Genomic DNA, 21,704 nt, shown 5'->3' with positions numbered 1-21,704 from the left:
GAGGTTTCAGGAATCCGAAGGGCGCGCCATGTTTGCAACCACCGCCGCCGCCGTTCCTCGTCCGGGGGGCTTGGGCATCACCACCACTGCGACTGTCGCGCGCAGTCACGAGATTTTGGCGCAGGCCAAACCGTCTGACCTGCGGCCCGTCGAACAATCATCAGATCCGCAAGGCGCAGGACTGGGACGTGAGCACGCACAGCTTCCGCAAAAGCGGCCCATGGCGCGCGGGCAGGGCGTGGGGCAGGCTGAGGTCCCGCAGGACCGCGCGATCTTTCGGGCGCAGGTCATCAAGGTGCTGATGGCGCTACATCAGGACGACCAATCCTTCCAGAATGCCCTGAAGCGCGGCACCATCATCATCCGCGCCACCTCTGACCCTTCGCCGCAGCATCTGCGGCTGGAGCACTCGTATGAGGTTTACCGAAAGGCCGCGCGCGAAGCCGTCCGTCAGGCCGAGGCGCAGAACGCGCGCCCCGACCGCAGCCTGCCCCGCCGCATCGGGCCGCAGGATTTCATCGCCTGGTGGCCGGGCCAGCGGCTTTAGTCACAGGGATCGGACCAACCGTCGATGATCGCGACGGCCTCGTCGGCGGTGTCGACAAAGCTGAACAGCTCCAGATCCTCGTCGCTGATCGTGCCCGCCTCGGCCAGCGCCTTCCAGTTGATGACGGTTTCCCAGAACTTCCGACCGAACAGCAGGAAGGGCACGCGCTTCATGCGCCCGGTCTGGATCAGGGTCAGGGCCTCGAACATCTCGTCGAGCGTGCCGAAACCGCCGGGGAAAATGGTGATCGCCTTGGCGCGCATCAGGAAATGCATCTTGCGAATGGCGAAATAGTGGAAGTTGAAGCACAGATCCGGCGTCACATATTCGTTCGGCGCCTGCTCATGCGGCAGCACGATCGACAGGCCGATCGAGATACCGCCCGCCTCGGCCGCGCCCTTGTTCCCGGCCTCCATCACGCCCGGCCCGCCGCCGGTGCAGATGACATTCTCGCGGCCATAGCTTTGCTGGCTGCGCTGGGTCATCAGATAGGCGAAACGCTCGGCCTCATCGTAATAATGCGAAAGCTCGGCCAGTGCGGGTGTACGCGCCGATCCGGCATTGGCGGGCGAGGGGATCCGGGCGCCGCCGAACATCACGATGGTGCTTTTGATGCCGCGGGCATCCATCACCATTTCGGGCTTCAGCAGTTCAAGCTGCAGCCGGACCGGGCGCAGCTCCTCACGCAGCAGGAAATCTGTGTCGGTGAAGGCCAGACGATAGGCCGGAGCCCGCGTTTGCGGCGGGTCGGGCGTCTTGCGGGCGGCGGCGGCATCCTGGTGGCTGTCGCGGAAAGGGTGGCTGCGTTCGTCTTCGTCCATCATCGAAACCTCTGACACGGGCTGTGCGCGGATTGCACGGTACATCCCTCCGGCTTATAGCCCTTGGTGACCTGTTTCCACCCGAGAGAGAGATACCCATGTCGAATGACGCCCTTGAAGCCGCCATCGAAGCCGCCTGGGAAAACCGTGACCAGATCACTTCGGCCACCACTGGCGAGGCCCGCGACGCCATCGAAGCCACGCTGGAGGCCCTCGACAACGGCACGCTGCGCGTCGCCGAGAAACGCGGAAACGACTGGCACGTCAATCAATGGGCGAAGAAGGCCGTCATGCTGGGTTTCCGCATCAAGGATATGGAGATCCACGAGGGCGGCCCGCAGGGCGGCGGCTGGTGGGACAAGGTTGACAGCAAGTTCAAGGGCTGGGGCGAGAACCGCTGGAAGGACGCGGGTTTCCGCGCTGTCCCCAGCTGTGTCGTGCGCAAATCGGCCTTCATCGCCAAGGGCGCGGTCCTGATGCCGTCCTTCGTCAACGTCGGCGCCTATGTCGACGAGGGCACGATGGTTGACACCTGGGCCTCGGTCGGCTCCTGCGCGCAGATCGGCAAGAACGTGCACCTCTCGGGCGGCGTCGGCATCGGCGGCGTCTTGGAGCCGATGCAGGCGGGCCCCACCATCATCGAGGACAACTGCTTCATCGGCGCGCGCTCGGAAGTCGTTGAGGGCGTGATCGTCCGCGAGGGCTCGGTGCTGGGCATGGGCGTTTACATCGGCCAGTCGACCAAGATCGTCGACCGTGAGACCGGTGAGGTCATGTATGGCGAAGTGCCCGCCGGTTCGGTGGTCGTCTCGGGCTCGCTGCCGTCGAAGAACGGCGTGAACCTCTACTGCGCGGTGATCGTGAAGCGCGTGGACGCCAAGACCCGCTCGAAGACCTCGATCAACGAACTTCTGCGCGACTGATTTCAGCGGGCAGGCGGGGCATCCGCCTGTCCGATCCGTCCTCCCGATGGAATTTCACTAAGTCCGCTGAACCGAATCAGCATTTTCGCGTTGATGAAACAGGGTTTTCAAAACGGGAGTTTGCAGATGCAGGGCTTGGGTTGGTTGGCCGCGATCATCGTCGGTGGCTTTGCGGGCTGGATCGCCAGCGCCATCATGAAGGCTGACACCGGGATGTTGCTCAACATCATCCTTGGGATCGTCGGGGCGATTGTCGGCAATGCGCTTCTGGGTATTCTGGGCCTGAATGCGCAGGCCGGAAGCTGGTTGGCGCAAGGGGTCGCCGGGCTGATCGGCGCGGTGGTCCTGATATGGGCCTATCGAGCGGTCGCGGGATAGAGCGAAAAAAGGGGCGGTTCACGCCCCTTTTTCATGACCGGATGTGGGCGGCCTAGCCGGTGAAGGCCGCTACCTGCGCACCGGTGATCCGCAGCAGATCGTCAGGCGAGATCGCGAAGACATGGCGCGGCGTGCCCGCAGCGGCCCAGACGGTGTCGAATTCCTGCAGCCTTGGGTCCATCCACGCCTCGATCTGCGTTAGATGGCCCACGGGCGCGACGCCGCCGATGGCAAAGCCGGTCTCGGTGCGGATCAGGTTGGCATCGGCCTTGCCAAGGGGCTGGCCCGCCACCTCGGTCGCCTTGGCCGCGTCGACCTTGTTGCCGCCCGCCGTCAGGAACAACACGACATGGCCGGAGTTCTCGCCGCGAAAGATGATCGATTTCGCGATCTGGTCCACCTCGCAGCCGACGGCATTCGCGGCCTCAATGGCGGTCCGCGTGCTTTCGCCCATTTCCCGGACATCGACCGTGATTCCGGCCGCTTCCAGTGCGGATTGCACGCGTTTCAGGCTCTTGCTCATTGTTTCCTCCGACATTCCGGGTGATATGATCGCATCTGACTGCAAAGGAAAAGCCATGGCGGAACAGAACGTCTATACGCTGCTGGTCGAGGTGGCACGCAAGGATGACGACGGCCTGCCCGAGGATGCCACGGGCGCGGCGCTGGTCTGCTATGCCTCGGGCGTCTCGGAGGATGAGGCGGTGCGCGAAACCGTCGCCATCCTGAAGCAGGCGGGGCTGAACCCGATCGAGGTAATCGGCCACGGCACCATCGAGGAGCGGCTGGCCGAGGGGCATGAGATCCCCGAGGAGGAGCGCGCCCTGATGCAGCGCGCGCAGGACGAGAACGCGGTGATCGTCGCGCAGATGGAAGCCTTCTACGGCGACGAGGAAGCGGACGAGGCCTGACCGGCGCAGCGAAAACACGCCTGTCAGCTTGATTTGCAAGGAAACTTCGCCCGCGCCGCACCCTATCCAACCCGCCGTGCTTGCGCTAGAATCCTGTAAAACCGCAATAAGCACCATCGGGACAGGCAGTGACATGACGATTTCTATACCTCGCGCGGCGATCTCATTCATGATGATCGCGGCTGTTTCGGGCTGCGGCGTGGCGATGAACCGCGCCCCCGGCATGGCCAACACCGGCCCGGTCGTTGCCGCCCCCATTCCCGCCGCCTCGGCGGGCGATGAGGCCGGGCTGCAGCGCTTCGTCCAGACCTTCCGTCCGCGCGCGCTGTCGGCGGGGATCTCGCCCCAGACCTATGACCGCGCCATGCGCATCGCGCGCTACAATCCCGATGTGATCCGCCTTGACCGCAAACAGGCCGAGTTCTCGCGCCCGGTCTGGCTGTATCTGGACAGCGCCGTCTCGGATGCGCGCATCAACACCGGGCGTCAGATGCTGGCGCAGCACGGGCGCACGCTGGCCGCCATCGAGCAGCGCTACGGCGTCCCGCGCGAGATCGTGCTGGCCGTCTGGGGCATGGAATCGAACTTCGGCGCGAACCGCGGCAAGATGCAGATCATCCCCTCGCTGACCACGCTGGCCTATGACGGCCGCCGGGGCGAGATGTTCCAGAACCAGCTGATCGCCGCGCTGAAGATCCTGCAGGCGGGCGACACCGACCCCGAGCATATGCTGGGCAGCTGGGCCGGTGCGATGGGCCACACCCAGTTCATGCCGACCTCTTTCCTGGAATATGCGGTCGATTTCAACGGCGATGGCCGCCGCGACATCTGGTCGGACGATCCGACCGATGCACTGGCCTCGACGGCGGCCTATCTGGCCCGCACCGGCTGGCAGCGTGGCCAGACCTGGGGCGCGGAGGTGCAGCTTCCGGCCAATTTCAACATGGGGCAGATCGGCAAGGGCAACCGCAAATCGGCGGCCGACTGGTCGGCACAGGGCGTGCGGCGTCTGGGCGGCGGCGCGCTGCCGGGCGGCGGCTCGATCATCATGCCGGCGGGCGCGCGTGGCCCGGCCTTCCTGATCACCGACAACTTCCGCTCGATCCTGCGCTACAACAACTCGGACAATTACGCGCTTGGTGTCTCTTATCTGGGAGAGCGGATCGCGGGCCGTTCGGGCATCCAGGGCTCGTGGCCGCGCAACGACCGCCCGCTCTCGACCTCCGAGCGCGAGGAAATCCAGCGCCGTCTGGCCCAGAAAGGCTTCTATCAGGGCGAGATCGACGGTCTGTTCGGCTCGGCCACGATGGAGTCGGTTTCGGCCTATCAGCGTTCGATCGGGGTGACGCCGGACGGCTATCCGACCTCGATCCTGCTGGATCAGCTGCGCCGCTGATCGCGCGGCCGCAAAGACAGAAAAGGCGGCCTCGGGGCCGCCTTTTTCATTGCCGCAGATCCGGTGCGATCAGGCCAGATGGTCGCGAAACTCGGCCACGATCTGTTCATAGACGGCGCGCTTGAAGGGGACGATCTTCTCGACCAGCTCCTCTTTCGTGGTCCATTGCCAGCGCTTGAATTCGGGGTGTTCGGTCTGGATGTCGATATCGGCATCGGTGCCGTTGAAGCGCAGCAGGAACCACTTCTGCTTCTGGCCGCCGTATTTGCCCTTCCAGACCTTGCCCAGCAACTCCTCGGGCAGATCGTAGTAGATCCAGTCGGCGCTTTCGGCGAGCACCTCGACCATGGCGGGGGCGACGCCGATTTCCTCGCCCAGCTCGCGCAGGGCGGCTTCGCGCGCAGTCTCGCCCTTGTCGATCCCGCCCTGCGGCATCTGCCAGGCCTCGGCGGCGCTGTCGATGCGCAGCCCGGCAAAGACCAGCCCGTCGGCATTGACCAGCACGATGCCCGCGCAGGGGCGATAGGGCAGCCCGGCGGGACCGAGCTGCTTGTCGTCAGAGGTCATCAGTTCTGCGCCCCGCCATCGGCAGCGCCGGAACCCTCACCCTCGGTCGCGGCCTGCGCAGGCTCCTTGGCCTCGGCCGAGCGGTATTCGACCGCCGCAAGGCCCTTGAGGATATCGACGGCATAGGCCAGCTGATAATCCTCTTCGCGCAGCTTGGCGGTGGCTTCGACCTGCTTGGCCTCTTCCTCGATCTGGCGCTTTTCTTCGTCCGAGATGGCGTCGTTGTTCAGCGCGCCACGCAGATCGGCTTCCGAGCTGAGGAAACGCGAATCGCTGCGTGGCTTGTTTTCCTCTTCATCCGTCGGCCGCGCGGCGGGCTGTTCGACGATGATGTCGGGGTTGATGCCCATGGCCTGGATCGAGCGGCCCGACGGCGTGTAATAGCGCGCGGTGGTCAGGCGGATGGCGCTGTCGGCGGTCACCGGCATGACCGTCTGGACCGAGCCCTTGCCGAAGCTTTTCGTGCCCACGACGATGGCGCGGCGATGATCCTGCAGCGCACCCGTGACGATTTCCGACGCCGAGGCCGAGCCGCCGTTGATCAGCACGACCATCGGACGTCCCTGCGCCAGATCGCCAGCGGCGGCATTCCAGCGCTCGCTTTCCTCGGGCTTGCGGCCACGGGTCGAGACGATCTCGCCCCGGTCGAGGAAGGCGTCCGACACTTCGATGGCCTGATTCAGCAGGCCGCCGGGGTTGTTGCGCAGGTCAAGGACAAAGCCCGTGACCTTGTCGATGCCGCCCGCGTCCTTGATGGCTTTCTCCATCTCGGATTTCAGGGTCGAATAGGTCTCGTCGTTGAAGGTCGAGACGCGCAGGACGACCGCATGACCCTCGACCCGGGTCTTGACCACGGTCAGCTTGATCGTGTCGCGCACGATGGTCAGGTCGAACGGTTCCTTTTCGCCTTCGCGCAGAATGGTGATCTTGATCTCCGAGCCGACCGGCCCGCGCATCTTTTCGACGGCCTCGTCCAGCGACAGGCCCATCAGCGATTCCCCGTTCACATGGGTGATGAAATCGCCGGGCTTCACGCCCGCTTCGGCGGCAGGCGTGTCGTCGATGGGCGAGATGACCTTCACCAGCCCGTCTTCCTGACCGACCTCGATCCCCAGGCCGCCGAAGCTGCCACGGGTCTGGGTCTGCATGTCTTCGTAATCCTTGGCCGACAGGAACGAGCTGTGCGGGTCCAGCGAGGTCAGCATGCCGTTGATCGCCGCCTCGATCAGCTTCTTGTCGTCCACCTGCTCGACATAGTCGGCGCGGACGCGTTCGAAGACATTGCCGAACAGGTCAAGCTGTTCATAGATCGAGCTGTTCTTGCCGGATTCCTGCGCGACCAGAGGGCCGGCGAATTGGGTGGCAACGACGACGCCGGAAAGCGCTCCGATTGCTCCTGCCAGTAGATACTGTTTCATTCCGTCGTTCCGTCCTGCCCATTTGCGTTACGGTTAGCTTCGCCAACAATAGGATTCATCACGAACCAGTCGGTCGGGTCCAGTGTTTCCTTGCCCTTGCGAAGTTCAACATACAGTGTCTCGGTCTGGCCAGCCCCCCCGCCTGCGGCGGCGTTGGCCACGAATTCCGCACCGAATTCCTGCGCCGAGGGGACATTGCCCCCCATCATTCCCACGGGCTCGCCTGCTTGCAGCACGTCGCCCGGCTCGCCAAAGACCTGCGCGAGACCGGCAAATATCATCAAATATCCCCGCGCGGGTTCAACGATCATCACATTGCCGTAATCCAAGAGCGGCCCGCGATAGCGGATCGTGGCGGGCCAGGGCGCGGTCACCAGCGCCGAGGGCGGCGTGCCGATGACGATGCCGGGGCGGCGGGTGCCCGAGGCGTCGGGCTGGTCATAGCCATGCACCAGCTTGCCGATCGCAGGCAGCGGCAGGCTGCCCTGCGCGCCTTCGAAATCGGCCATGGGCGCGCCCACGTCCTGCTCCATCCCGGCAATGCCGCTGGCGAAAGCGTCCAGCGTATCGGCCGATTGCAGCAGCCGGGTGATTTCCTGCGGGTCCTCGCCAAAGCGGATCGGCATGCTCGAGCGGTCGGTGACGGCGCTGGCCAGCAGCCGCCGCGCCTCCTGCACCTGTTGCAGCCCCTGCGCCAGCGTGTTCGCGGCGCTGAGTTGCAGGGCACGGACCTCGCGGATTTCCTGCAGCTTCGACTGGATTTCCTCGGCCTCGGCACGCAGGGACGGGGCGACGGAGGCCAGGATCATGCCCGAGCGCGCGGTCGCCTCGGGGCCTGCGGGGTGCAAAAGCAGCATCGTCTCGGGCGAGCGTTCCATCGAGGTCATCACCCCCAGAACGCGGCTGAGCTTTTCGCGGCGGCCTTCGAAATCGCGGCGGATCTCTTGCTCGCGCACGCCTGCCCGGCGCAGCCCGTCGCGCAGGCTGGCGAGCCCCAGCTCATAGGCGCGGATCATCTCGGTCAGGGCGACGACCTGATCGTCCTGCGTCAGCGCCTGATCGAGCTGCCCCACGGCGTCGCGCAGCATCTGAGCCGCAGCCGAGGCTTCCTGCGAGGCCTGGGTGATCTGCTCATTGCCCGACGAGGCGGGTGTGGCGGTCTGCGCGGGCGCGCCGCTGGCGATGGAAAAAGCGGCAAGCGCCGGGAACAGAAGGGTCAGTCTCATGCCGGTACGATCAGTGAGGTCCCGGTCATCTCGGGCGGAAGCGGAAGCCCCATCAGGTCCAGTACCGTGGGCGCGACATCGGCCAGACGGCCGCTGCGCAGGGTCGCGCCTGCCGGGGCGCCATGGACGATGACGGGGACGGGGTTGACGGTATGGGCGGTGTGCGGGCCGCCGGTGACCGGGTCGATGGTGGTTTCGCAATTGCCGTGGTCGGCGATGACCACCGCCGCGCCACCGACCTTGTCGAGCGCATCCAGCATCAGGCCCAGCCCCTGATCCACGACCTCGCAGGCGCGGATCGCGGCGGGCAGGCTGCCGGTATGGCCGACCATATCGGGGTTCGCGTAGTTCACCACGATCAGATCGTAGCCATCCTCGATCGCCTCGACCAGTTTGGCGCTGACCTCGGGCGCGGCCATTTCCGGCGCTAGGTCATAGGTCGCGACCTTGGGGCTTGAGGGCATGAAGCGCGCCTCTCCGGCCTCGATCTCCTCATTCCCGCCGTTCAGGAAGAAGGTGACATGCGGGTATTTCTCGGTCTCGGCCAGCCGGAACTGGCGCAGGCCGCGCTGCGCCACCCATGAGCCCAGCGTGTTCACCAGCCGCATCTTCGGATAGGCCGAGGACATATAGGTGTCGTGTAGCGCCGAATAATCGACCATGCCCAAAACCGCCGCCCAGTTCGGACGGGTCGAGATGTCGAACTTGTCGAAATCGGGCTGGGCGATGGCGGCCAGAATCTCGCGCGCGCGGTCGGCGCGGAAGTTCAGACAGAAGAAGCCGTCGCCGTCCTTCGCGCCCTCATAGCCGTCGAGCACCGTCGGCATGACGAATTCGTCGGATTCGTCGCGCTGATAGGAATGGGTGACGGCTTCGGCCGCGCTGCGGGCGTGCAGGCCCACGGCAGGCACCATCGCCGCATAGGCCTTCATCACGCGTTCCCAGCGATTGTCGCGGTCCATGGCGTAATAGCGCCCGATGACCGAGCCGATGCGCACGCCTTCGGGCAGGTTCCCCTTCAGCTCGGTCAGGAAGCCAAGCGCGGAACGCGGCGGCACGTCGCGGCCATCGGTGACCGCGTGGATCACCACCGGAATGCCTGCCTCGGCAATCGCGCGGGCCGAGGCGATCAGATGCTGGATATGCCCGTGCACGCCGCCATCCGAGACGACGCCCATCAGATGCGCGGTCCCGCCGCTGGCCTGCAGCCGCGCGATGAAATCGCCGATCTGCGGGTTCTGGTAGAAAGAGCCGTTTTCGATGGCCAGATCGATCTGCCCCAGATCCATGGCGACGATGCGCCCGGCGCCGATATTCGTGTGCCCCACCTCGGAATTGCCCATCTGTCCCATCGGCAATCCGACATCCGGGCCGAAGGTGATCAGCGTGGCATGCGGATCGCGCGCCATCAGCCGGTCGAAATTCGGGGTCCGTGCCTGGTCCGGCGCGCTTTGCTCGGGGCGGTCGGAAATGCCCCAGCCATCAAGAATGCACAGAACAACGGGTTTGGGATTGGTCATCTGGCCCTCGGCAGAGTGTCGCGTTGGCTTCTACGCTGAAAGCCGCCGGATGAGCAAGGTTGGCGCGGGGAAGTTCAATCAGCTGTGACGCTGCTGCCCGCAGGAAAAGCCATTGTGGGTGTGTCGGAACCTGTCCCGATATACAGTTTATTCACCATTGAAGGAATTGGATTACCGAGTATTGTGAACTTGGAACCGCGATTGATTAACATCGTCTGTATGGTGACTAGTATGGCGCACAAGTTTTCCCTGACATCCGCAATCGGCTTGCCCGTGGGTATTCCCACAGGTCGAACATTCATGCGCATGCTTTGCAGTCGGCTTTCCGCCTAAGCTGAGAAGCCCACCCTCTTACCTGTCAAATCATGTCGTCCTTTGGACGGAGTGTGCGCCTGCGTGGCGTCCTGTCTGTCCCCTTAATGAGTATGGAGATTTCCTAACATGGCAACGATTACTGGCGGCGCAGGAAACGACACTTTCCGGGGAAGTTCGGCCAACGATGAATTCCACGGTGGTGCGGGCAATGACCTCATCGAGGGCAATGGCGGCAATGACACCATCTGGGGCGATGACGGCGACGACGTGCTGAGCGGTGGTGACGGCGACGACCGCATCAGCGGCGGCAATGGCAATGACACCATTCATGGCGGCGCGGGCAATGACTCGATCTGGGGCGATGCGGGCGACGATCTGATTTATGGCGACGACGGCGATGATGAGATCGACGGTGGCAGCGGCAACAACCAGATCTATGGCGGGGCTGGCAACGACACTCTGCGCGGCGGTGGCGGCAGCGGCAACAACACCATCGATGGCGGCAGCGGCAACGACGTCATCTATAGCGAGCATGGTGACGATGTCCTGATCGGTGGCACCGGCAACGACACGATTCACGCCAACAACGGCAATGACAGCGTGGACGCGGGCACCGGCAATGACTCGGTCGAGGCGGGTGAGGGCAATGATACCGTCATCGGCGGCGCCGGAGCGGACACGATCAATGGCGGGATCGGCGATGACCTGATCTGGGGCGATGACACGGCGGGCCCGGGTGCGGGCGATGGCGCGGACATCATCAACGCGGGCGACGGCAACGACACGGTCCATGGCGGCGGCGGCAATGACACCATCGATGGCGGCACCGGCGCGGACGTCCTGAACGGCGACGGTGGCGATGACAGCATCCGTGGCGGCGATGGAAATGACACCATCGACGGTGGTGACGGCAATGACACGCTTTACGGCGATGGTGGCAATGACAGCATTCTGGGCGGCGCGGGGGATGACAGCATCCGTGGCGGTGCCGGGAATGACACGATCGACGGTGGCGCCGGAAATGACATTCTGTTCGGCGATGACGGTACGGATGTTATATCCGGCGGCGATGGCAACGACCTGCTGGACGGCGGTGCGGGCGACGACACGCTGACCGGCGGTCAGGGCTGGGATACCTTCATCGCGGGGATTGGCGACACGATCACCGATTTCAACACTGGCGGCGAAGGCAATATCCGCGACGGTGATCTGAACAACAACGATCTGGTCGATCTCAGCGGCTATTACAACGTTGCGAATATGGAGATCTTCAACCGCGAGACGGGCTCTCACTACAAGACGCCGCTGGAATGGCTGCGTGACGACCAGTCTGATGGTCGGCTGGATTCGTTCAACCCGGTCAACGGCTTGCCGGATTTCATGTTCACGATCCTGAACAACGGGGTTCCCGTTCGTCCGGAAGATCTGACCTATGAGAATACCCGCGTCGTCTGTTTCGCCGCGGACGCTCTGATCCAGTCCGAGACCGGGTTCATCGCAGCCGGAGCACTGAAGGCGGGCGACATGGTCCAGACCCGCGACCACGGCTTGCAGCCCATCCGCTGGGTCGGCCAGCGCAAGCTGAGCGCCGGTGAACTGGCTGCGGCGCCGAAGATCCACCCCATCCGGATCCGCAAGGGAGCCTTGGGTGCGGGACTGCCTGCCGAGGATCTGGTCGTCTCGCCCCAGCATCGGATGCTGGTCCGCTCGAAGATCGCGCAGCGCATGTTCGGCGCGCCCGAGGTTCTGGTCGCCGCAAAGCAACTTCTGCAGATCGAGGGTGTCGACATTGCCACGGACCTGACCGAGGTGACCTATGTGCACTTCATGTTCGATGCGCATGAGATCGTCTTCGCCAATGGCGCGGAATCCGAGTCGCTGTTCGCCGGGGATGAAGCGCTGAAATCGGTCGGGCCGCAGCTGCTTGAGGAAATCTATCAGATCTTCCCCGAGCTGCGCGACGGCACGGAAGCCGCGCCTGCCCGGCCGCTGGCCTCGGGCCGCATGACCCGCAAGCTGGTTGTGCGCCACATTCAGAACGAACGCCCGCTGGTCAGCTGACCGGCGCGGCCCCGAAACGAAAAGCGCCCGGATTACTCCGGGCGTTTTTTCATGCCGGGCTGTAAGGGATCACGCCCCGGTTTCAGCCGCGATCTCGGCCTTGGACTTGCGGCCACGCTCGGTCGCGGATTTCAGCTGGCCGCAGGCCGCCATGATATCCTCGCCCCGGGGGGTGCGGATGGGCGAGGCATAGCCTGCCTTGTGGACGATATCGGCGAAGGACTCGATCCGCTCCCAGCTGGAGCGTTTGTAGGGCGCGCCGGGCCATTCGTTGAAGGGGATCAAATTGATCTTCGCCGGAATGCCCTGGATCAGCTTGACCAGACGGCGGGCGTCGGCATCGCTGTCGTTCACCCCGTCCAGCATCACATATTCAAAGGTGATGCGTTCCGAGTTCGACAGGCGCGGGTATTCGCGCAGCGCCCCCAGCAGGGTCTCGATGTTCCACTTCTTGTTCACCGGAACCAGCTTGTCGCGGGTCTCATCGGTGGTGGCGTGGAAGCTGACGGCCAGCAGGCAGCCGATTTCCTCGGCGGTCTTGGCAATCTCGGGGACGATGCCGCTGGTCGACAGGGTGATGCGGCGGCGCGACAGGCTGATGCCCTCGCCATCCATCACGACCTTCATCGCGTTGCGGACATTGTCGAAATTGTAAAGCGGCTCGCCCATGCCCATCAGCACGACATTCGAGACCAGCCGCGTCTCATCTTTCGGCGCGCCGGGCTGGGGCCATTCGCCCAGATCGTCGCGGGCGACCATGACCTGACCGACGATCTCGCCTGCCGTCAGGTTGCGCACCAGCTTCTGCGTGCCAGTGTGGCAGAACGAGCAGGTCAGCGTGCAGCCCACTTGGCTGGAGATGCAAAGTGTGCCGCGCGTCTCCTCGGGGATATAGACGGTCTCGACCTCATGTCCGCCGGCGATCTTCAGCAGGTACTTGCGCGTGCCATCCGCCGAGACCTGCCGCGTGACGATCTCGGGCAGGGCAATCTCGAAATGCTGGGCCAACTGCGCGCGGTAGTCCTTGGCGAGGTTGGTCATCAGGGCAAAGTCGCGCACGCCCCAGTGATAGACCCATTGCCAGATCTGGCCCACGCGCATCTTGGCCTGCTTTTCGGGCGTGCCTGCCTCGATCAGCGCGTCGCGAAGCTCATCGCGGGTCAGGCCGACGATGTTGCGCAGCCCGGTTTCGGGCAGTTTGCGCGGAATGGTCAGCAGGTCTTGCGTGATCGGGGCTGTCATGGCTTGGCGTCCGACGAGAACAGGGGAATGGGCCTATATAGGGCAGGAACGGCAAAAAGAAAACAGGGGCGCAAGCCCCTGTTGATCGTTTTGCCCGGTTGTCGCGGGGGAATTACTTACAGGCGGCCTGCGCCTGGTTGGTCATCGCGGTGATGCCCGACAGGCTGAAGGTGTCCTTGGTGATCGTGCCACGGGCCGAACGGCCGCTGACGATTGCCGAGGAACCGGCGCGCAGGGCGCTGACCAGCCGCGCATCATCTGCGGGCGATCCGGTCCAGGCGCTTTCGCCTTCGGTGAACAGTTTGAAGACATTGCCGCCGATGTTCACATCCACCGTCGAATCCGACGCGAACGGATAGCCGCCCGAGAACGACACCTCACCCTGCTGGCCGGGGCGATAGGCGACGTAAAGGCGGATGTCACCGCGGTTCACCTCGACGCGCTTGCCGTCCTTGGTGTTTTCGGTCGATTTGGGGGCGGAAACCGCCCAGCACTCTTTCGGACTGCTGGCGCTGAACGCGGTCCAGTCTCCCTCGGATCCGACAATATTGCTCGAGTCCTGCGCGATGACCGGGGAAGACACGGCAATCGCGATTGCGGTGGCTGCCACTGTCGCTCGCAGCGCGGGGATATACATGCTCTGGCCTCCTGCCATGCTCCGGTTTTCCCGGTTTGTTGCTGATGACGGTGGTTTTTTCAACCATCTGACTGCAGGATAATGCGAAATTGAACGCGGGAAAAACCCCGTTTCACGGAAAATCGCGCAAATGTCAGAGGAAAACCGTCATGGCAGCAGTCGAATTGGTCCAATTGTGGCGTGGCGGCCTGCTGGAAAGCAGCCATTTCGGGCATGCGGTCATCTGTGACGGGAATGGCATCGTCGAGGCATGGGGCGATCCCGAGGCGGTGATCTTCCCGCGCTCGTCCTGCAAGATGCTGCAGGCGCTGCCCCTGATGGAAAGCGGCGCGGCCGATGCCGTGGGCCTTGGGACCGAGCAACTGGCGCTGGCCTGCGCCAGCCACAACGGCGGGCGGATGCACACTGAACGCGTGGATGCCTGGCTGCAGGGCATCGGCTGTTCCGAGGCGGATCTGCGCTGCGGCTCGCATATGCCGCGCGACAAGGCCGAGAATGCGCGGCTGACCTGCAGCCATGAGGGGCCCTGCCAGCTGCACAACAACTGCTCGGGCAAGCATGCGGGCTTTGTGACGCTGAACCAGCGGCTGGGCGGGCATGACGAATACGGAGAGATCGACCATCCCGTCCAGCAGGCCATTCGCACCGCATTCGAGGAAGAAACCGGCGAAACCGCCGCAGGCTGGGGCATTGACGGCTGTTCGGCGCCGAATTTCGCCTGCTCGATCGGCGGTCTGGCCCGGGCGATGGCGCGTTTTGCGACCCGCGAATCAGGCACGCGCGGCGAGGCGCGCCAGCGTCTGGTCGAGGCGATGATGCTGCACCCCGAACTCGTCGCCGGAGAGGGACGGGCCTGCACCGAGCTGATGCGGGCGATGCGCGGCCGCGTCGCCGTCAAGACCGGGGCCGAGGCGGTCTTCATCGCCATCATCCCCGAGCGGGGGCTTGGGATTGCGCTGAAGATTCTGGATGGTGGCACGCGCGGCTCCGAGGCGGCGATTGCCGCGATGATGCTGCGGCTGGGCCTGTTGCAGTCGGGCGATCCGGCGGCGCAGAAATTCCTGACCGGGCCGATCCTGAACTGGCGCGGCAAGGACACTGGCTATCTGCGCGCACCCACGATTGCCGCGTGGTAGGGAACTCAACCTCGGGTAAAATCACTTTTGCGTGATTTGGCGACATGCTGCCAAACTGTCCAATTCGATAAGTGGCATTCTGCCGATGCCGTGGGTATGACGGCATTCGGTTCTCTGCTTAACGAGGTGTTTCTATGACTTTCACGTCATACGGCTTCTTCTGGTCATTCGGCAATTATCTGCTGCCTGACTTCCTGGGCATCCTGTCCGGTTCTACCTTCAGCTTCACCCATCCCAACATCCAGTACGGCACGTCGGGCCAGGATTTCATCAACGGCACGATCAAGAACGATTACATCATCGGCCGTGCCGGTGACGACGGGATTTGGGGATTCGAAGGCAACGACTACATTGACGCCGGTCGCGGCAATGACGGCGTCTGGGGCGGTGCTGGCCATGACACGATCTATGGCGGCTACGGCAATGACGAGCTGTTCGGCGAAGACGGCAATGACCGCATCTATGGCGAAGACGGCGACGACGTGCTGCAGGGCAACAACGGCGACGACTATCTGAGCGGTGGCGCGGGCAACGACCTGATGTCCGGCGGCGAGGGTCGCGACAGCATGTATGGCGGCACCGGCAACGACTACATGATGGGCGAAGCGGGCAATGACCTACTGGATGGCGGCAGCGGCCGTGACTATCTGGCGGGCGGTGACGGCAACGACACCCTGACCGGCGGTCTGGATCAGGACAGCTTCTACTTCACCAAAGGCCATGACGTCATCACCGACTTCGACACCGGCGGCTGGTTCAGCAAGGCCGAGCAGATCGGCATCGACGTCGAAGGCATCGACAGCTACGCCCAGCTGATGGCGACGGCGCGCCAGTCGGGCTTCCTGCTGTTCGTGAACACCACGTTCGACTTCGGTAATGGCGACAGCCTGACGCTGAACGGCGTGCGCATGTCGGAGCTGAACGAGTCTATGTTCACCTTCGTCTGATCCGGCTGGATTGCGATGGAGTTCGGGGCGGTGCCGCAAGGCGCCGCCCTTTCTCGTCAGATGAGCTGCCAGATCAGCCGCAGCGCCAGTGCGGTCGAGGTGACGACCAGCAGGGGCTTGATGACCCGCGCGCCACTGCGCATCGCCACGCGCGATCCGACCATGGCCCCGCCGACCTGCGCCGCTGCCATCACCAGCCCCAGCAGCCACAGGGGCTGGCCCACCATGGCAAAGGCCACCAGCCCCCCAAGGTTCGAGGCGAGGTTCAGAAACTTCGTATGCGCCGTCGCCTTCAGGATGCCATAGCCCGCCAGCAGCACGAAGCCGAGCATATAGAAGGCTCCGGCCCCTGGCCCTAGCAGCCCGTCGTAAAAGCCGATCACCGGCACGATCAGCGCGGTGAAGAAGAGCGGAGAGACCCGGCGCACGCGGTCAAAGTCATTCAGCCCCGGCTTCAGCGCAAAAAACACCGCAATCCCGATCAGCAGCACCGGCAGGATATAGCGCAGCGCCTGCGTCGGGATGAAGGTGACCAGCAGCGCGCCCGCCAGCCCCGCCGCGAAGGCAAGGGCCGCTGCGCCGATCTGTTGGCGCGGATCGACAAGCCCGCGCCTCGCATAGCTGATTGCCGCCGTTGCGGCCCCGAATGCGCCCTGAACCTTGTTCGTCGCCAGCGCCTGCGCCGGAGGAATGCCCGCCAGCATCAGCGCGGGCACGGTGATCAGCCCGCCACCCCCGGCAATCGAATCGATGAAGCCCGCCGCGAAGGCGGCCGCGATCAGCGTCAGCACAAGTTCAAGGGAAAGGTCCAGCATCCGGCCCCCATGCGCCCGGCGCGGGGCATTGTAAAGGGGGGCCTCAGGCGCGCGGATGGGCGGCGCGATAGACCGCCAGCAGATGCGCGTCATCAACCCCGGTATAGACCTGCGTCGTCGACAGGCTCGCGTGCCCCAGCAATTCCTGAATGGTGCGCAGATCGCCCCCCGCCGCCAGCAGATGCGTCGCGAAAGAGTGGCGCAGCGCATGGGGCGTCGCGGTGGGTGGCAGGCCCAGCGACTGGCGCGCGATGCGCATGGCGCTGCTGATCACCTGTTGCGAGACCCGCTTGCCGCGCGCGCCGCGAAAGAGCGGCTCGGTGGCAGCCAGCGGATAGGGGCACAGGCGCAGATACTCGGCCACCGCGTCATGGGCGACGGGCAGCACGGGCACCTGCCGCTCACGCCCGCCCTTGCCGCGAATCAGCAGCGCCTCGCGGAAGGGCCAATCCGCGCCGTTCAGGCCAAGCGCCTCGGAAATCCGCAACCCGCAGCCGTAAAGCAGCGTCAGGATGGCGGCATCGCGGGCGGCGATCCAAGGGGTCGTGTGTCCCTCGGCCGCCATCTCCAGCAGGTCCTGCGTCTGTTCGGGTGCCAGCGGTCGCGGCAGCGAGCGGGTGTATTTCGGCCCGCGTGAGGCCAGCGCCTTCGACGGGTCAAACCCCTCGCGGTCGGCCATCCAGCGGATGAAGCTGCGCACCGCCGACAGTCGCCGCGCCAAGGACCGTGCACCAAGGCCGCGGCCCCGTTCGGCGGCGGCGAAGGCGCGCATATCGGCCTGCTCCAGCTGGCCCAGATTGCCGGGCAGGGCAGGGGTGCCGTGATAGCCGCCGATGAAGGCCAGAAACCCCAGCACGTCATTCTGATAGGCCCGGATCGTGTGATCCGAGCGGTCGCGCGTCGCGCGTTCGCTGTCCAGCCAGCGCCGCAGCGCATCGGACATCGCCGGGGCCAGCGCCAGAGGCTCGGCCCCGCCGGTCATTCGCGCAGCCAGCCCAGCAGCACCAGCCGGAACACCTGCCGGAAAAAGCGCAAGAGGTCCGAGCCCTGCGCGGGCGTGAAGCGCGCCGGATCGGTCGAGCCCATCAGCAGCATCGCGGGCCAGCGGCCAGCGCCCAGATCGATGGGCAGCAGCGCCTCGGACTTGATGATGCCACGGGTGATGCCATGAACCGATTTCGTCTCGGGGACGGCGGCGCGCAGCACCACGTCATCGGCGCGTGGCGCACGGCGTCCGCCCGCGACCATCTCGGCCACCGAACCCGCAGGCAGCAGGTGCAGCGGGCCGGGCATGCTGGTGCCCGGATGCTCGGCGCTGCTTTCCATGACCAGACGCAGCGTCTCGACCCGCAGAATCGGAGCCACGTTGACCTCGAGATTGTCGAGGAAGGTCGGGAAATCGTCCGGCTCCAGCAGCGACAGCACGGCGCGGTGGATGGTGTTCATCCCCGACTGGTTGTCATAGGCCGCCGAGATCACCGATTCATGCTGCGCCTCAAGCCGGTCCAGACGCTGTTCCAGCGCGGCCATCGCGCGACCGCGAATGTCGATGACATTGTCACCGATCTCGGCCTCGCGCGCGCCGATCAGCGCGCGCATCAGGTCGCGGTCGGACAGGATCAACTCGGGTTGCGCCAGAAGGCGAGCCCGGGTTTCCTCTGCAAGCGGCTGAAGTTCCTCACCCGCCGCCATCAGCCGATCTTCTGGCCCGTCTTGGCCCAGTCCGCGTCGAACTGCTGCAGACCCTTGTCGGTCAGCACGTGCTGCGCCATCGCCTTGATGACGGCAGGCGGGGCGGTGATGACGTCGGCGCCGATGCGGGCGGCGTCGGTGATGTGGTTCACCGAGCGAATCGAGGCCGCCAGGATCTCGGTCGACCAGTCGTAATTGTCATAGATCTCGCGGATCTGTGCGATCAGCTCTATCCCGTCCAGGTTGATGTCGTCCAGACGGCCGATGAAGGGGCTGATGAAGGTCGCGCCCGCTTTCGCCGCCAGAATCGCCTGCGCGGCCGAGAAGCACAGCGTCACGTTGACCATATGCCCTTCCGAGGACAGCGCCTTGCAGGCCTTCAGCCCGTCCCAGGTCAGCGGCACTTTCACCGCGATATTGGGCGCGATCGCGGCCAGCAACTTGCCTTCGCGGATCATGTCGGCGGCGTCCTTGGCGACGACCTCGGCGCTGACCGGACCCTCGACCAGATCGCAGATCTCTTTCGTGACCTCGATGATGTCGCGGCCCGACTTCAGAATCAGCGAGGGGTTGGTGGTGACGCCATCAACCATGCCCAGATCGTTCAGCTCGCGGATGGCGGCGACATCGGCGGTATCGACAAAGAATTTCATGCGCAGGGTCCTTTTGCGATTTGGCCCGGGGTTTAGCGCAAAAACGGGCGCGGGTGAAGGGTATCGGACCGGTTGCCCATCGCGCAACATGCTGTCAGTATCAGGCCGCTGAACGCGGCGAGGGGTAAACATGGAAGCGGTCGACACCACGGTGCAGGTTTCGGACATGGCTGCCCTGCTGATCGGCGTGCCCGTCGTGGCCTTTCATTTGCCCGTGTTCGTCGTCTTCGGACTGTTCGGCCTCAGCTTTTTCGGCCTGTGACCGCAGCCCTTTCCTGACCTGATCCCAGCTGATGAACGACCGGCAGATCTTCTTTCCCCATGGCGCGCGCATTGCCGTGCTGACGCAAGAGCCGGTGGGCACGCTGGATTATCTGGCCCCCGAAGGCGGGGTGCGGCTGGGTCAGCTTGTGGTGGTGCCGCTGGGGCCGCGCCGGGTGATGGGCATGGTCTGGGGCGAGGGCTTGGGCGGGTTTGACACCGCCAAGCTGCGCCCCGTCGCGCGGCTGATCGATGCGCCGCCCCTGCAGCCCGAGATGCTGGAATTCATGGCCCGGATGGCCGATTACACGCTGACGCCGCTGCCCGCGATGCTGCGCATGGCGACGCGTGCGCCCGACATCGACCAGCCCCCCGGCCAGCGCAAGATCATCCATCGCGCCGGTCCCCCGCCCGAGCGTATGACCGACCCCCGCGCCGCCGTGCTGCAGGTGCTGGAGGATCATGGCGGTGCAGGCTTCGCGCCTTCGGAACTGGCGCAGTTGGCGGGCGTCAGCAGCGGTGTCGTGCAGGGGCTGGTGAAATCGGGCACGCTGGCCGAGACGCTGGCGCCGCGCGATCTGCCCTATCCGCGCCTTGACCCCTCCCTGCCCGGCAAGCCGCTGGCCCCCGATCAGGCCGAGGCGGCCGAGGCCCTGCGCGCCCGCCTGCGGCAGCGCGCCTATGGCACGACGCTGCTGCGCGGCGTCACCGGCTCGGGCAAGACCGAGGTCTATCTGGAGGCCGTGGCCGAATGTCTGCGGCAAGGACGTCAGGCGCTGGTGCTGCTGCCCGAGATTGCGCTGTCGTCCGAATTCCTGTCGCGGGTCGAGGCCCGCTTTGGCGAGCGCCCCGGCGAATGGCATTCCGGCATCACCCGGATGGAGCGTCGCCGGTTGTGGCAGATGGCGGCGACCGGGAATGTCGGCATGGTGGTCGGCGCGCGCTCGGCGCTGTTTTTGCCCTTCAGCGATCTGGGCCTGATCGTCGTCGATGAGGAGCATGACGGGTCCTACAAGCAAGAGGACGGGGTGTTCTACAGCGCCCGCGACATGGCGGTGCTGCGCGCCTCGATTGCGCAGGCGCAGGTGGTGCTGGCCTCGGCCACGCCCTCGGTTGAAAGCTGGGTGAATGCGGCGGCGGGCAAGTACGGCCGTATCGACCTGCGCGCCCGCTATGGCAGCGCCGAACTGCCCGACATGGCGGCGATCGACCTGCGGCGCGAGGACATGCCCTCGGGCCGCTGGATCTCGCCCCGTCTGGCGCGCGAGGTTCAGGCCCGGCTGGAGAAGGGCGAGCAATCGCTGCTGTTCCTGAACCGGCGCGGCTATGCGCCGATCACCACCTGCCGCGCCTGTGGCCAGCAGGTCGGCTGCGACCAATGCGACGCCCGCATGGTCGAGCATCGCTTCCAGAACCGTCTTGTCTGCCACCAATGCGGCGAGACGAAGCCGATCCCGCAGACTTGCCCCGCCTGCGGCGTCGAAGGCCGCATGGCCGCCGTCGGTCCGGGGGTCGAGCGTCTGGCCGAAGAGGTCGCCGAGCGCTTCCCGAATGCGCGCGCGAGCGTGCTGTCCTCGGACCTTTTCAACTCGGCCCGCGCGCTGAAAGAGGCGATTGCAGAGATTTCTGCCGGGGATACCGACATCATCATCGGCACGCAGCTGGTCGCCAAGGGCCACAATTTCCCGCGCCTGACACTGGTCGGCGTGATCGACGCCGATCTGGGGTTGCAGGGGGCTGACCTGCGCGCGGCCGAGCGCAGCTTCCAGCTGATGCGGCAGGTCGCGGGCCGGGCCGGGCGCGAGGGGGGCGATGCCAAGGGCGTGGCGCTTTTGCAGACGCACCAGCCCGACCATCCGGTCATCCGCGCGATCCTGTCGGGTGAGGATGAGACCTTCTGGGACGCCGAGGCCGCCCAGCGTCAGGCCGCCGAGATGCCGCCCTTCGGCAGGCTGGCGGGCATCATCCTGTCGCATCCCGATTTTCCGATCGTCGACAATTACGCGCATGAGCTGGCCAGGCGTACGCAACCGCTGCAGGCCATCGGGGCCGAGCTGTTCGGCCCCGCGCCTGCGCCCATCGCCCGCGTTCGGGGCCGTCACCGCGTTCGCATGCTGATCCGCGCGCCGCGTCAGGCCCCCTTGCAGGCGGCGATCTCGGACTGGCTGCGGGTCGCGCCGAAAGCGCCGTCGAACCTGCGCCTGTCGGTCGATATCGATCCGCAGAGTTTCTTCTGAT

The 21,704-nt window shown here is 65.1% G+C and carries 22 protein-coding genes; 10 read left to right on the top strand and 12 right to left on the bottom strand.

Annotation, left to right across the window (positions count from 1 at the left end; translation table 11 throughout):
* Nucleotides 1-28 precede the first annotated feature (28 nt).
* A complete protein-coding gene (locus IQ24_RS10180) occupies nucleotides 29-547 on the top strand; it encodes a hypothetical protein (RefSeq protein ID WP_145397842.1) in 519 nt (172 codons plus the stop codon).
* Here IQ24_RS10180 and IQ24_RS10175 read toward each other — a convergent pair.
* Entirely contained in the window at nucleotides 544-1,371 is an 828-nt protein-coding gene (locus IQ24_RS10175) for an LOG family protein (protein WP_145397841.1), read from the bottom strand. The genes IQ24_RS10180 and IQ24_RS10175 overlap by 4 nt on opposite strands.
* 95 nt (nucleotides 1,372-1,466) lie before the next feature.
* Between IQ24_RS10175 and dapD the strand changes: the two genes are divergently transcribed.
* Together dapD and IQ24_RS10165 are read left to right on the top strand one after the other, a co-directional pair.
* Nucleotides 1,467-2,291 carry a 2,3,4,5-tetrahydropyridine-2,6-dicarboxylate N-succinyltransferase gene (gene dapD / locus IQ24_RS10170; RefSeq protein ID WP_145397840.1) on the top strand — a complete coding sequence of 275 codons (825 nt, stop codon included), beginning with the start codon at nucleotides 1,467-1,469 and terminating at the stop codon, nucleotides 2,289-2,291.
* Between the two features lie 126 nt (nucleotides 2,292-2,417).
* Nucleotides 2,418-2,669: a GlsB/YeaQ/YmgE family stress response membrane protein gene (locus IQ24_RS10165; RefSeq protein ID WP_145397839.1), complete on the top strand. Its 252-nt coding sequence runs from the start codon at nucleotides 2,418-2,420 to the stop codon at nucleotides 2,667-2,669.
* Nucleotides 2,670-2,721: 52 nt separating this feature from the next.
* On the opposite strand, the gene IQ24_RS10160 is transcribed toward IQ24_RS10165, so the two are convergent.
* Nucleotides 2,722-3,192, bottom strand: a complete 471-nt coding sequence (locus IQ24_RS10160) for a YbaK/EbsC family protein (RefSeq protein WP_145397838.1) — start codon at nucleotides 3,190-3,192, stop codon at nucleotides 2,722-2,724.
* A gap of 55 nt (nucleotides 3,193-3,247) precedes the next feature.
* On the opposite strand from IQ24_RS10160, the gene IQ24_RS10155 reads away from it, so the two are divergent.
* Nucleotides 3,248-3,580, top strand: a complete 333-nt coding sequence (locus tag IQ24_RS10155; RefSeq protein WP_145397837.1) for a hypothetical protein — start codon at nucleotides 3,248-3,250, stop codon at nucleotides 3,578-3,580.
* Nucleotides 3,581-3,713: 133 nt separating this feature from the next.
* Complete coding sequence (locus IQ24_RS10150; protein WP_145397836.1) at nucleotides 3,714-4,976, top strand: lytic murein transglycosylase; 1,263 nt, start codon at nucleotides 3,714-3,716, stop codon at nucleotides 4,974-4,976.
* 69 nt (nucleotides 4,977-5,045) lie between these two features.
* On the opposite strand, the gene IQ24_RS10145 is transcribed toward IQ24_RS10150, so the two are convergent.
* From IQ24_RS10145 to gpmI, 4 genes are read right to left on the bottom strand one after another with little or no spacing between them, the layout of a single operon-like run.
* Complete coding sequence (locus tag IQ24_RS10145) at nucleotides 5,046-5,543, bottom strand: RNA pyrophosphohydrolase (protein WP_145397835.1); 498 nt, start codon at nucleotides 5,541-5,543, stop codon at nucleotides 5,046-5,048.
* The gene (locus IQ24_RS10140; protein ID WP_242008063.1) at nucleotides 5,543-6,961 is read right to left on the bottom strand and encodes a S41 family peptidase; all 1,419 of its coding nucleotides are present in this window, start codon (nucleotides 6,959-6,961) and stop codon (nucleotides 5,543-5,545) included. Before IQ24_RS10140 ends, IQ24_RS10145 begins: the two co-directional genes overlap by 1 nt.
* Nucleotides 6,958-8,187, bottom strand: coding sequence for a murein hydrolase activator EnvC family protein (locus IQ24_RS10135; protein WP_145397834.1), 1,230 nt, complete (start codon nucleotides 8,185-8,187; stop codon nucleotides 6,958-6,960). The genes IQ24_RS10140 and IQ24_RS10135 overlap by 4 nt, the downstream gene beginning before the upstream one ends.
* Nucleotides 8,184-9,707: a 2,3-bisphosphoglycerate-independent phosphoglycerate mutase gene (gpmI, locus tag IQ24_RS10130; protein WP_145397833.1), complete on the bottom strand. Its 1,524-nt coding sequence runs from the start codon at nucleotides 9,705-9,707 to the stop codon at nucleotides 8,184-8,186. Before gpmI ends, IQ24_RS10135 begins: the two co-directional genes overlap by 4 nt.
* Before the next feature lie 441 nt (nucleotides 9,708-10,148).
* Here gpmI and IQ24_RS10125 point away from each other — a divergent pair, with 441 nt between their 5' ends.
* Nucleotides 10,149-12,083 (top strand): Hint domain-containing protein, encoded by a 1,935-nt coding sequence (locus tag IQ24_RS10125; protein ID WP_145397832.1) that lies wholly within the window; start codon nucleotides 10,149-10,151, stop codon nucleotides 12,081-12,083.
* Nucleotides 12,084-12,152: 69 nt separating this feature from the next.
* Here the strand turns inward: IQ24_RS10125 and rlmN are convergent, their stop codons facing one another.
* Both rlmN and IQ24_RS10115 read right to left on the bottom strand, forming a co-directional pair.
* Entirely contained in the window at nucleotides 12,153-13,325 is a 1,173-nt protein-coding gene (gene rlmN / locus IQ24_RS10120; RefSeq protein ID WP_145397831.1) for a dual-specificity RNA methyltransferase RlmN, read from the bottom strand.
* Between the two features lie 112 nt (nucleotides 13,326-13,437).
* Nucleotides 13,438-13,962 carry an invasion associated locus B family protein gene (locus IQ24_RS10115; protein ID WP_145397830.1) on the bottom strand — a complete coding sequence of 175 codons (525 nt, stop codon included), beginning with the start codon at nucleotides 13,960-13,962 and terminating at the stop codon, nucleotides 13,438-13,440.
* Between the two features lie 149 nt (nucleotides 13,963-14,111).
* Between IQ24_RS10115 and IQ24_RS10110 the strand changes: the two genes are divergently transcribed.
* Entirely contained in the window at nucleotides 14,112-15,098 is a 987-nt protein-coding gene (locus IQ24_RS10110) for an asparaginase (RefSeq protein WP_145397829.1), read from the top strand.
* Nucleotides 15,099-15,232: 134 nt separating this feature from the next.
* Nucleotides 15,233-16,045 carry a calcium-binding protein gene (locus tag IQ24_RS10105; RefSeq protein WP_145397828.1) on the top strand — a complete coding sequence of 271 codons (813 nt, stop codon included), beginning with the start codon at nucleotides 15,233-15,235 and terminating at the stop codon, nucleotides 16,043-16,045.
* Nucleotides 16,046-16,101: 56 nt separating this feature from the next.
* Here IQ24_RS10105 and IQ24_RS10100 read toward each other — a convergent pair whose 3' ends face one another.
* Genes IQ24_RS10100 through fsa form a run of 4 tightly spaced genes read right to left on the bottom strand, consistent with a single transcriptional unit; the run spans nucleotide 16,102 to nucleotide 19,205 of the window.
* A complete protein-coding gene (locus IQ24_RS10100) occupies nucleotides 16,102-16,860 on the bottom strand; it encodes a TSUP family transporter (RefSeq protein WP_145397827.1) in 759 nt (252 codons plus the stop codon).
* Between the two features lie 43 nt (nucleotides 16,861-16,903).
* The gene (locus IQ24_RS10095; protein ID WP_145397826.1) at nucleotides 16,904-17,842 is read right to left on the bottom strand and encodes a tyrosine recombinase XerC; all 939 of its coding nucleotides are present in this window, start codon (nucleotides 17,840-17,842) and stop codon (nucleotides 16,904-16,906) included.
* The gene (locus tag IQ24_RS10090) at nucleotides 17,839-18,552 is read right to left on the bottom strand and encodes a DUF484 family protein (RefSeq protein ID WP_145397825.1); all 714 of its coding nucleotides are present in this window, start codon (nucleotides 18,550-18,552) and stop codon (nucleotides 17,839-17,841) included. Before IQ24_RS10090 ends, IQ24_RS10095 begins: the two co-directional genes overlap by 4 nt.
* Nucleotides 18,552-19,205 (bottom strand): fructose-6-phosphate aldolase, encoded by a 654-nt coding sequence (gene fsa / locus IQ24_RS10085; protein WP_145397824.1) that lies wholly within the window; start codon nucleotides 19,203-19,205, stop codon nucleotides 18,552-18,554. The genes IQ24_RS10090 and fsa overlap by 1 nt, the downstream gene beginning before the upstream one ends.
* A gap of 130 nt (nucleotides 19,206-19,335) precedes the next feature.
* Between fsa and IQ24_RS20500 the strand changes: the two genes are divergently transcribed.
* Both IQ24_RS20500 and IQ24_RS10080 read left to right on the top strand, forming a co-directional pair.
* Nucleotides 19,336-19,467, top strand: a complete 132-nt coding sequence (locus IQ24_RS20500; RefSeq protein WP_277872873.1) for a hypothetical protein — start codon at nucleotides 19,336-19,338, stop codon at nucleotides 19,465-19,467.
* Nucleotides 19,468-19,498: 31 nt separating this feature from the next.
* Nucleotides 19,499-21,703, top strand: coding sequence for a primosomal protein N' (locus tag IQ24_RS10080; RefSeq protein ID WP_145397823.1), 2,205 nt, complete (start codon nucleotides 19,499-19,501; stop codon nucleotides 21,701-21,703).
* Nucleotide 21,704: the final 1 nt, after the last annotated feature.

The sequence above is a fragment of the Paracoccus sulfuroxidans genome (assembly GCF_007830335.1).
Lineage (GTDB): Bacteria > Pseudomonadota > Alphaproteobacteria > Rhodobacterales > Rhodobacteraceae > Paracoccus > Paracoccus sulfuroxidans.
This window is presented reverse-complemented; position numbering and strand designations above follow the sequence as displayed.

Bases quoted from the DNA above. Each gene is read 5' to 3' on its own strand.
- IQ24_RS10165 (WP_145397839.1), top strand. From the start codon at position 2,418: ATGCAGGGCTTGGGTTGGTTGGCCGCGATCATCGTCGGTGGCTTTGCG.
- gpmI (WP_145397833.1), bottom strand. From the start codon at position 9,707: ATGACCAATCCCAAACCCGTTGTTCTGTGCATTCTTGATGGCTGGGGC.
- IQ24_RS10080 (WP_145397823.1), top strand. From the start codon at position 19,499: ATGAACGACCGGCAGATCTTCTTTCCCCATGGCGCGCGCATTGCCGTG.
- IQ24_RS10100 (WP_145397827.1), bottom strand. From the start codon at position 16,860: ATGCTGGACCTTTCCCTTGAACTTGTGCTGACGCTGATCGCGGCCGCC.
- IQ24_RS20500 (WP_277872873.1), top strand. From the start codon at position 19,336: ATGGAAGCGGTCGACACCACGGTGCAGGTTTCGGACATGGCTGCCCTG.
- IQ24_RS10115 (WP_145397830.1), bottom strand. From the start codon at position 13,962: ATGTATATCCCCGCGCTGCGAGCGACAGTGGCAGCCACCGCAATCGCG.
- rlmN (WP_145397831.1), bottom strand. From the start codon at position 13,325: ATGACAGCCCCGATCACGCAAGACCTGCTGACCATTCCGCGCAAACTG.
- IQ24_RS10175 (WP_145397841.1), bottom strand. From the start codon at position 1,371: ATGATGGACGAAGACGAACGCAGCCACCCTTTCCGCGACAGCCACCAG.
- IQ24_RS10125 (WP_145397832.1), top strand. From the start codon at position 10,149: ATGGCAACGATTACTGGCGGCGCAGGAAACGACACTTTCCGGGGAAGT.
- IQ24_RS10095 (WP_145397826.1), bottom strand. From the start codon at position 17,842: ATGACCGGCGGGGCCGAGCCTCTGGCGCTGGCCCCGGCGATGTCCGAT.
- IQ24_RS10150 (WP_145397836.1), top strand. From the start codon at position 3,714: ATGACGATTTCTATACCTCGCGCGGCGATCTCATTCATGATGATCGCG.
- fsa (WP_145397824.1), bottom strand. From the start codon at position 19,205: ATGAAATTCTTTGTCGATACCGCCGATGTCGCCGCCATCCGCGAGCTG.
- IQ24_RS10145 (WP_145397835.1), bottom strand. From the start codon at position 5,543: ATGACCTCTGACGACAAGCAGCTCGGTCCCGCCGGGCTGCCCTATCGC.
- IQ24_RS10110 (WP_145397829.1), top strand. From the start codon at position 14,112: ATGGCAGCAGTCGAATTGGTCCAATTGTGGCGTGGCGGCCTGCTGGAA.
- IQ24_RS10155 (WP_145397837.1), top strand. From the start codon at position 3,248: ATGGCGGAACAGAACGTCTATACGCTGCTGGTCGAGGTGGCACGCAAG.
- IQ24_RS10180 (WP_145397842.1), top strand. From the start codon at position 29: ATGTTTGCAACCACCGCCGCCGCCGTTCCTCGTCCGGGGGGCTTGGGC.
- IQ24_RS10105 (WP_145397828.1), top strand. From the start codon at position 15,233: ATGACTTTCACGTCATACGGCTTCTTCTGGTCATTCGGCAATTATCTG.
- IQ24_RS10090 (WP_145397825.1), bottom strand. From the start codon at position 18,552: ATGGCGGCGGGTGAGGAACTTCAGCCGCTTGCAGAGGAAACCCGGGCT.
- IQ24_RS10135 (WP_145397834.1), bottom strand. From the start codon at position 8,187: ATGAGACTGACCCTTCTGTTCCCGGCGCTTGCCGCTTTTTCCATCGCC.
- IQ24_RS10160 (WP_145397838.1), bottom strand. From the start codon at position 3,192: ATGAGCAAGAGCCTGAAACGCGTGCAATCCGCACTGGAAGCGGCCGGA.
- IQ24_RS10140 (WP_242008063.1), bottom strand. From the start codon at position 6,961: ATGAAACAGTATCTACTGGCAGGAGCAATCGGAGCGCTTTCCGGCGTC.
- dapD (WP_145397840.1), top strand. From the start codon at position 1,467: ATGTCGAATGACGCCCTTGAAGCCGCCATCGAAGCCGCCTGGGAAAAC.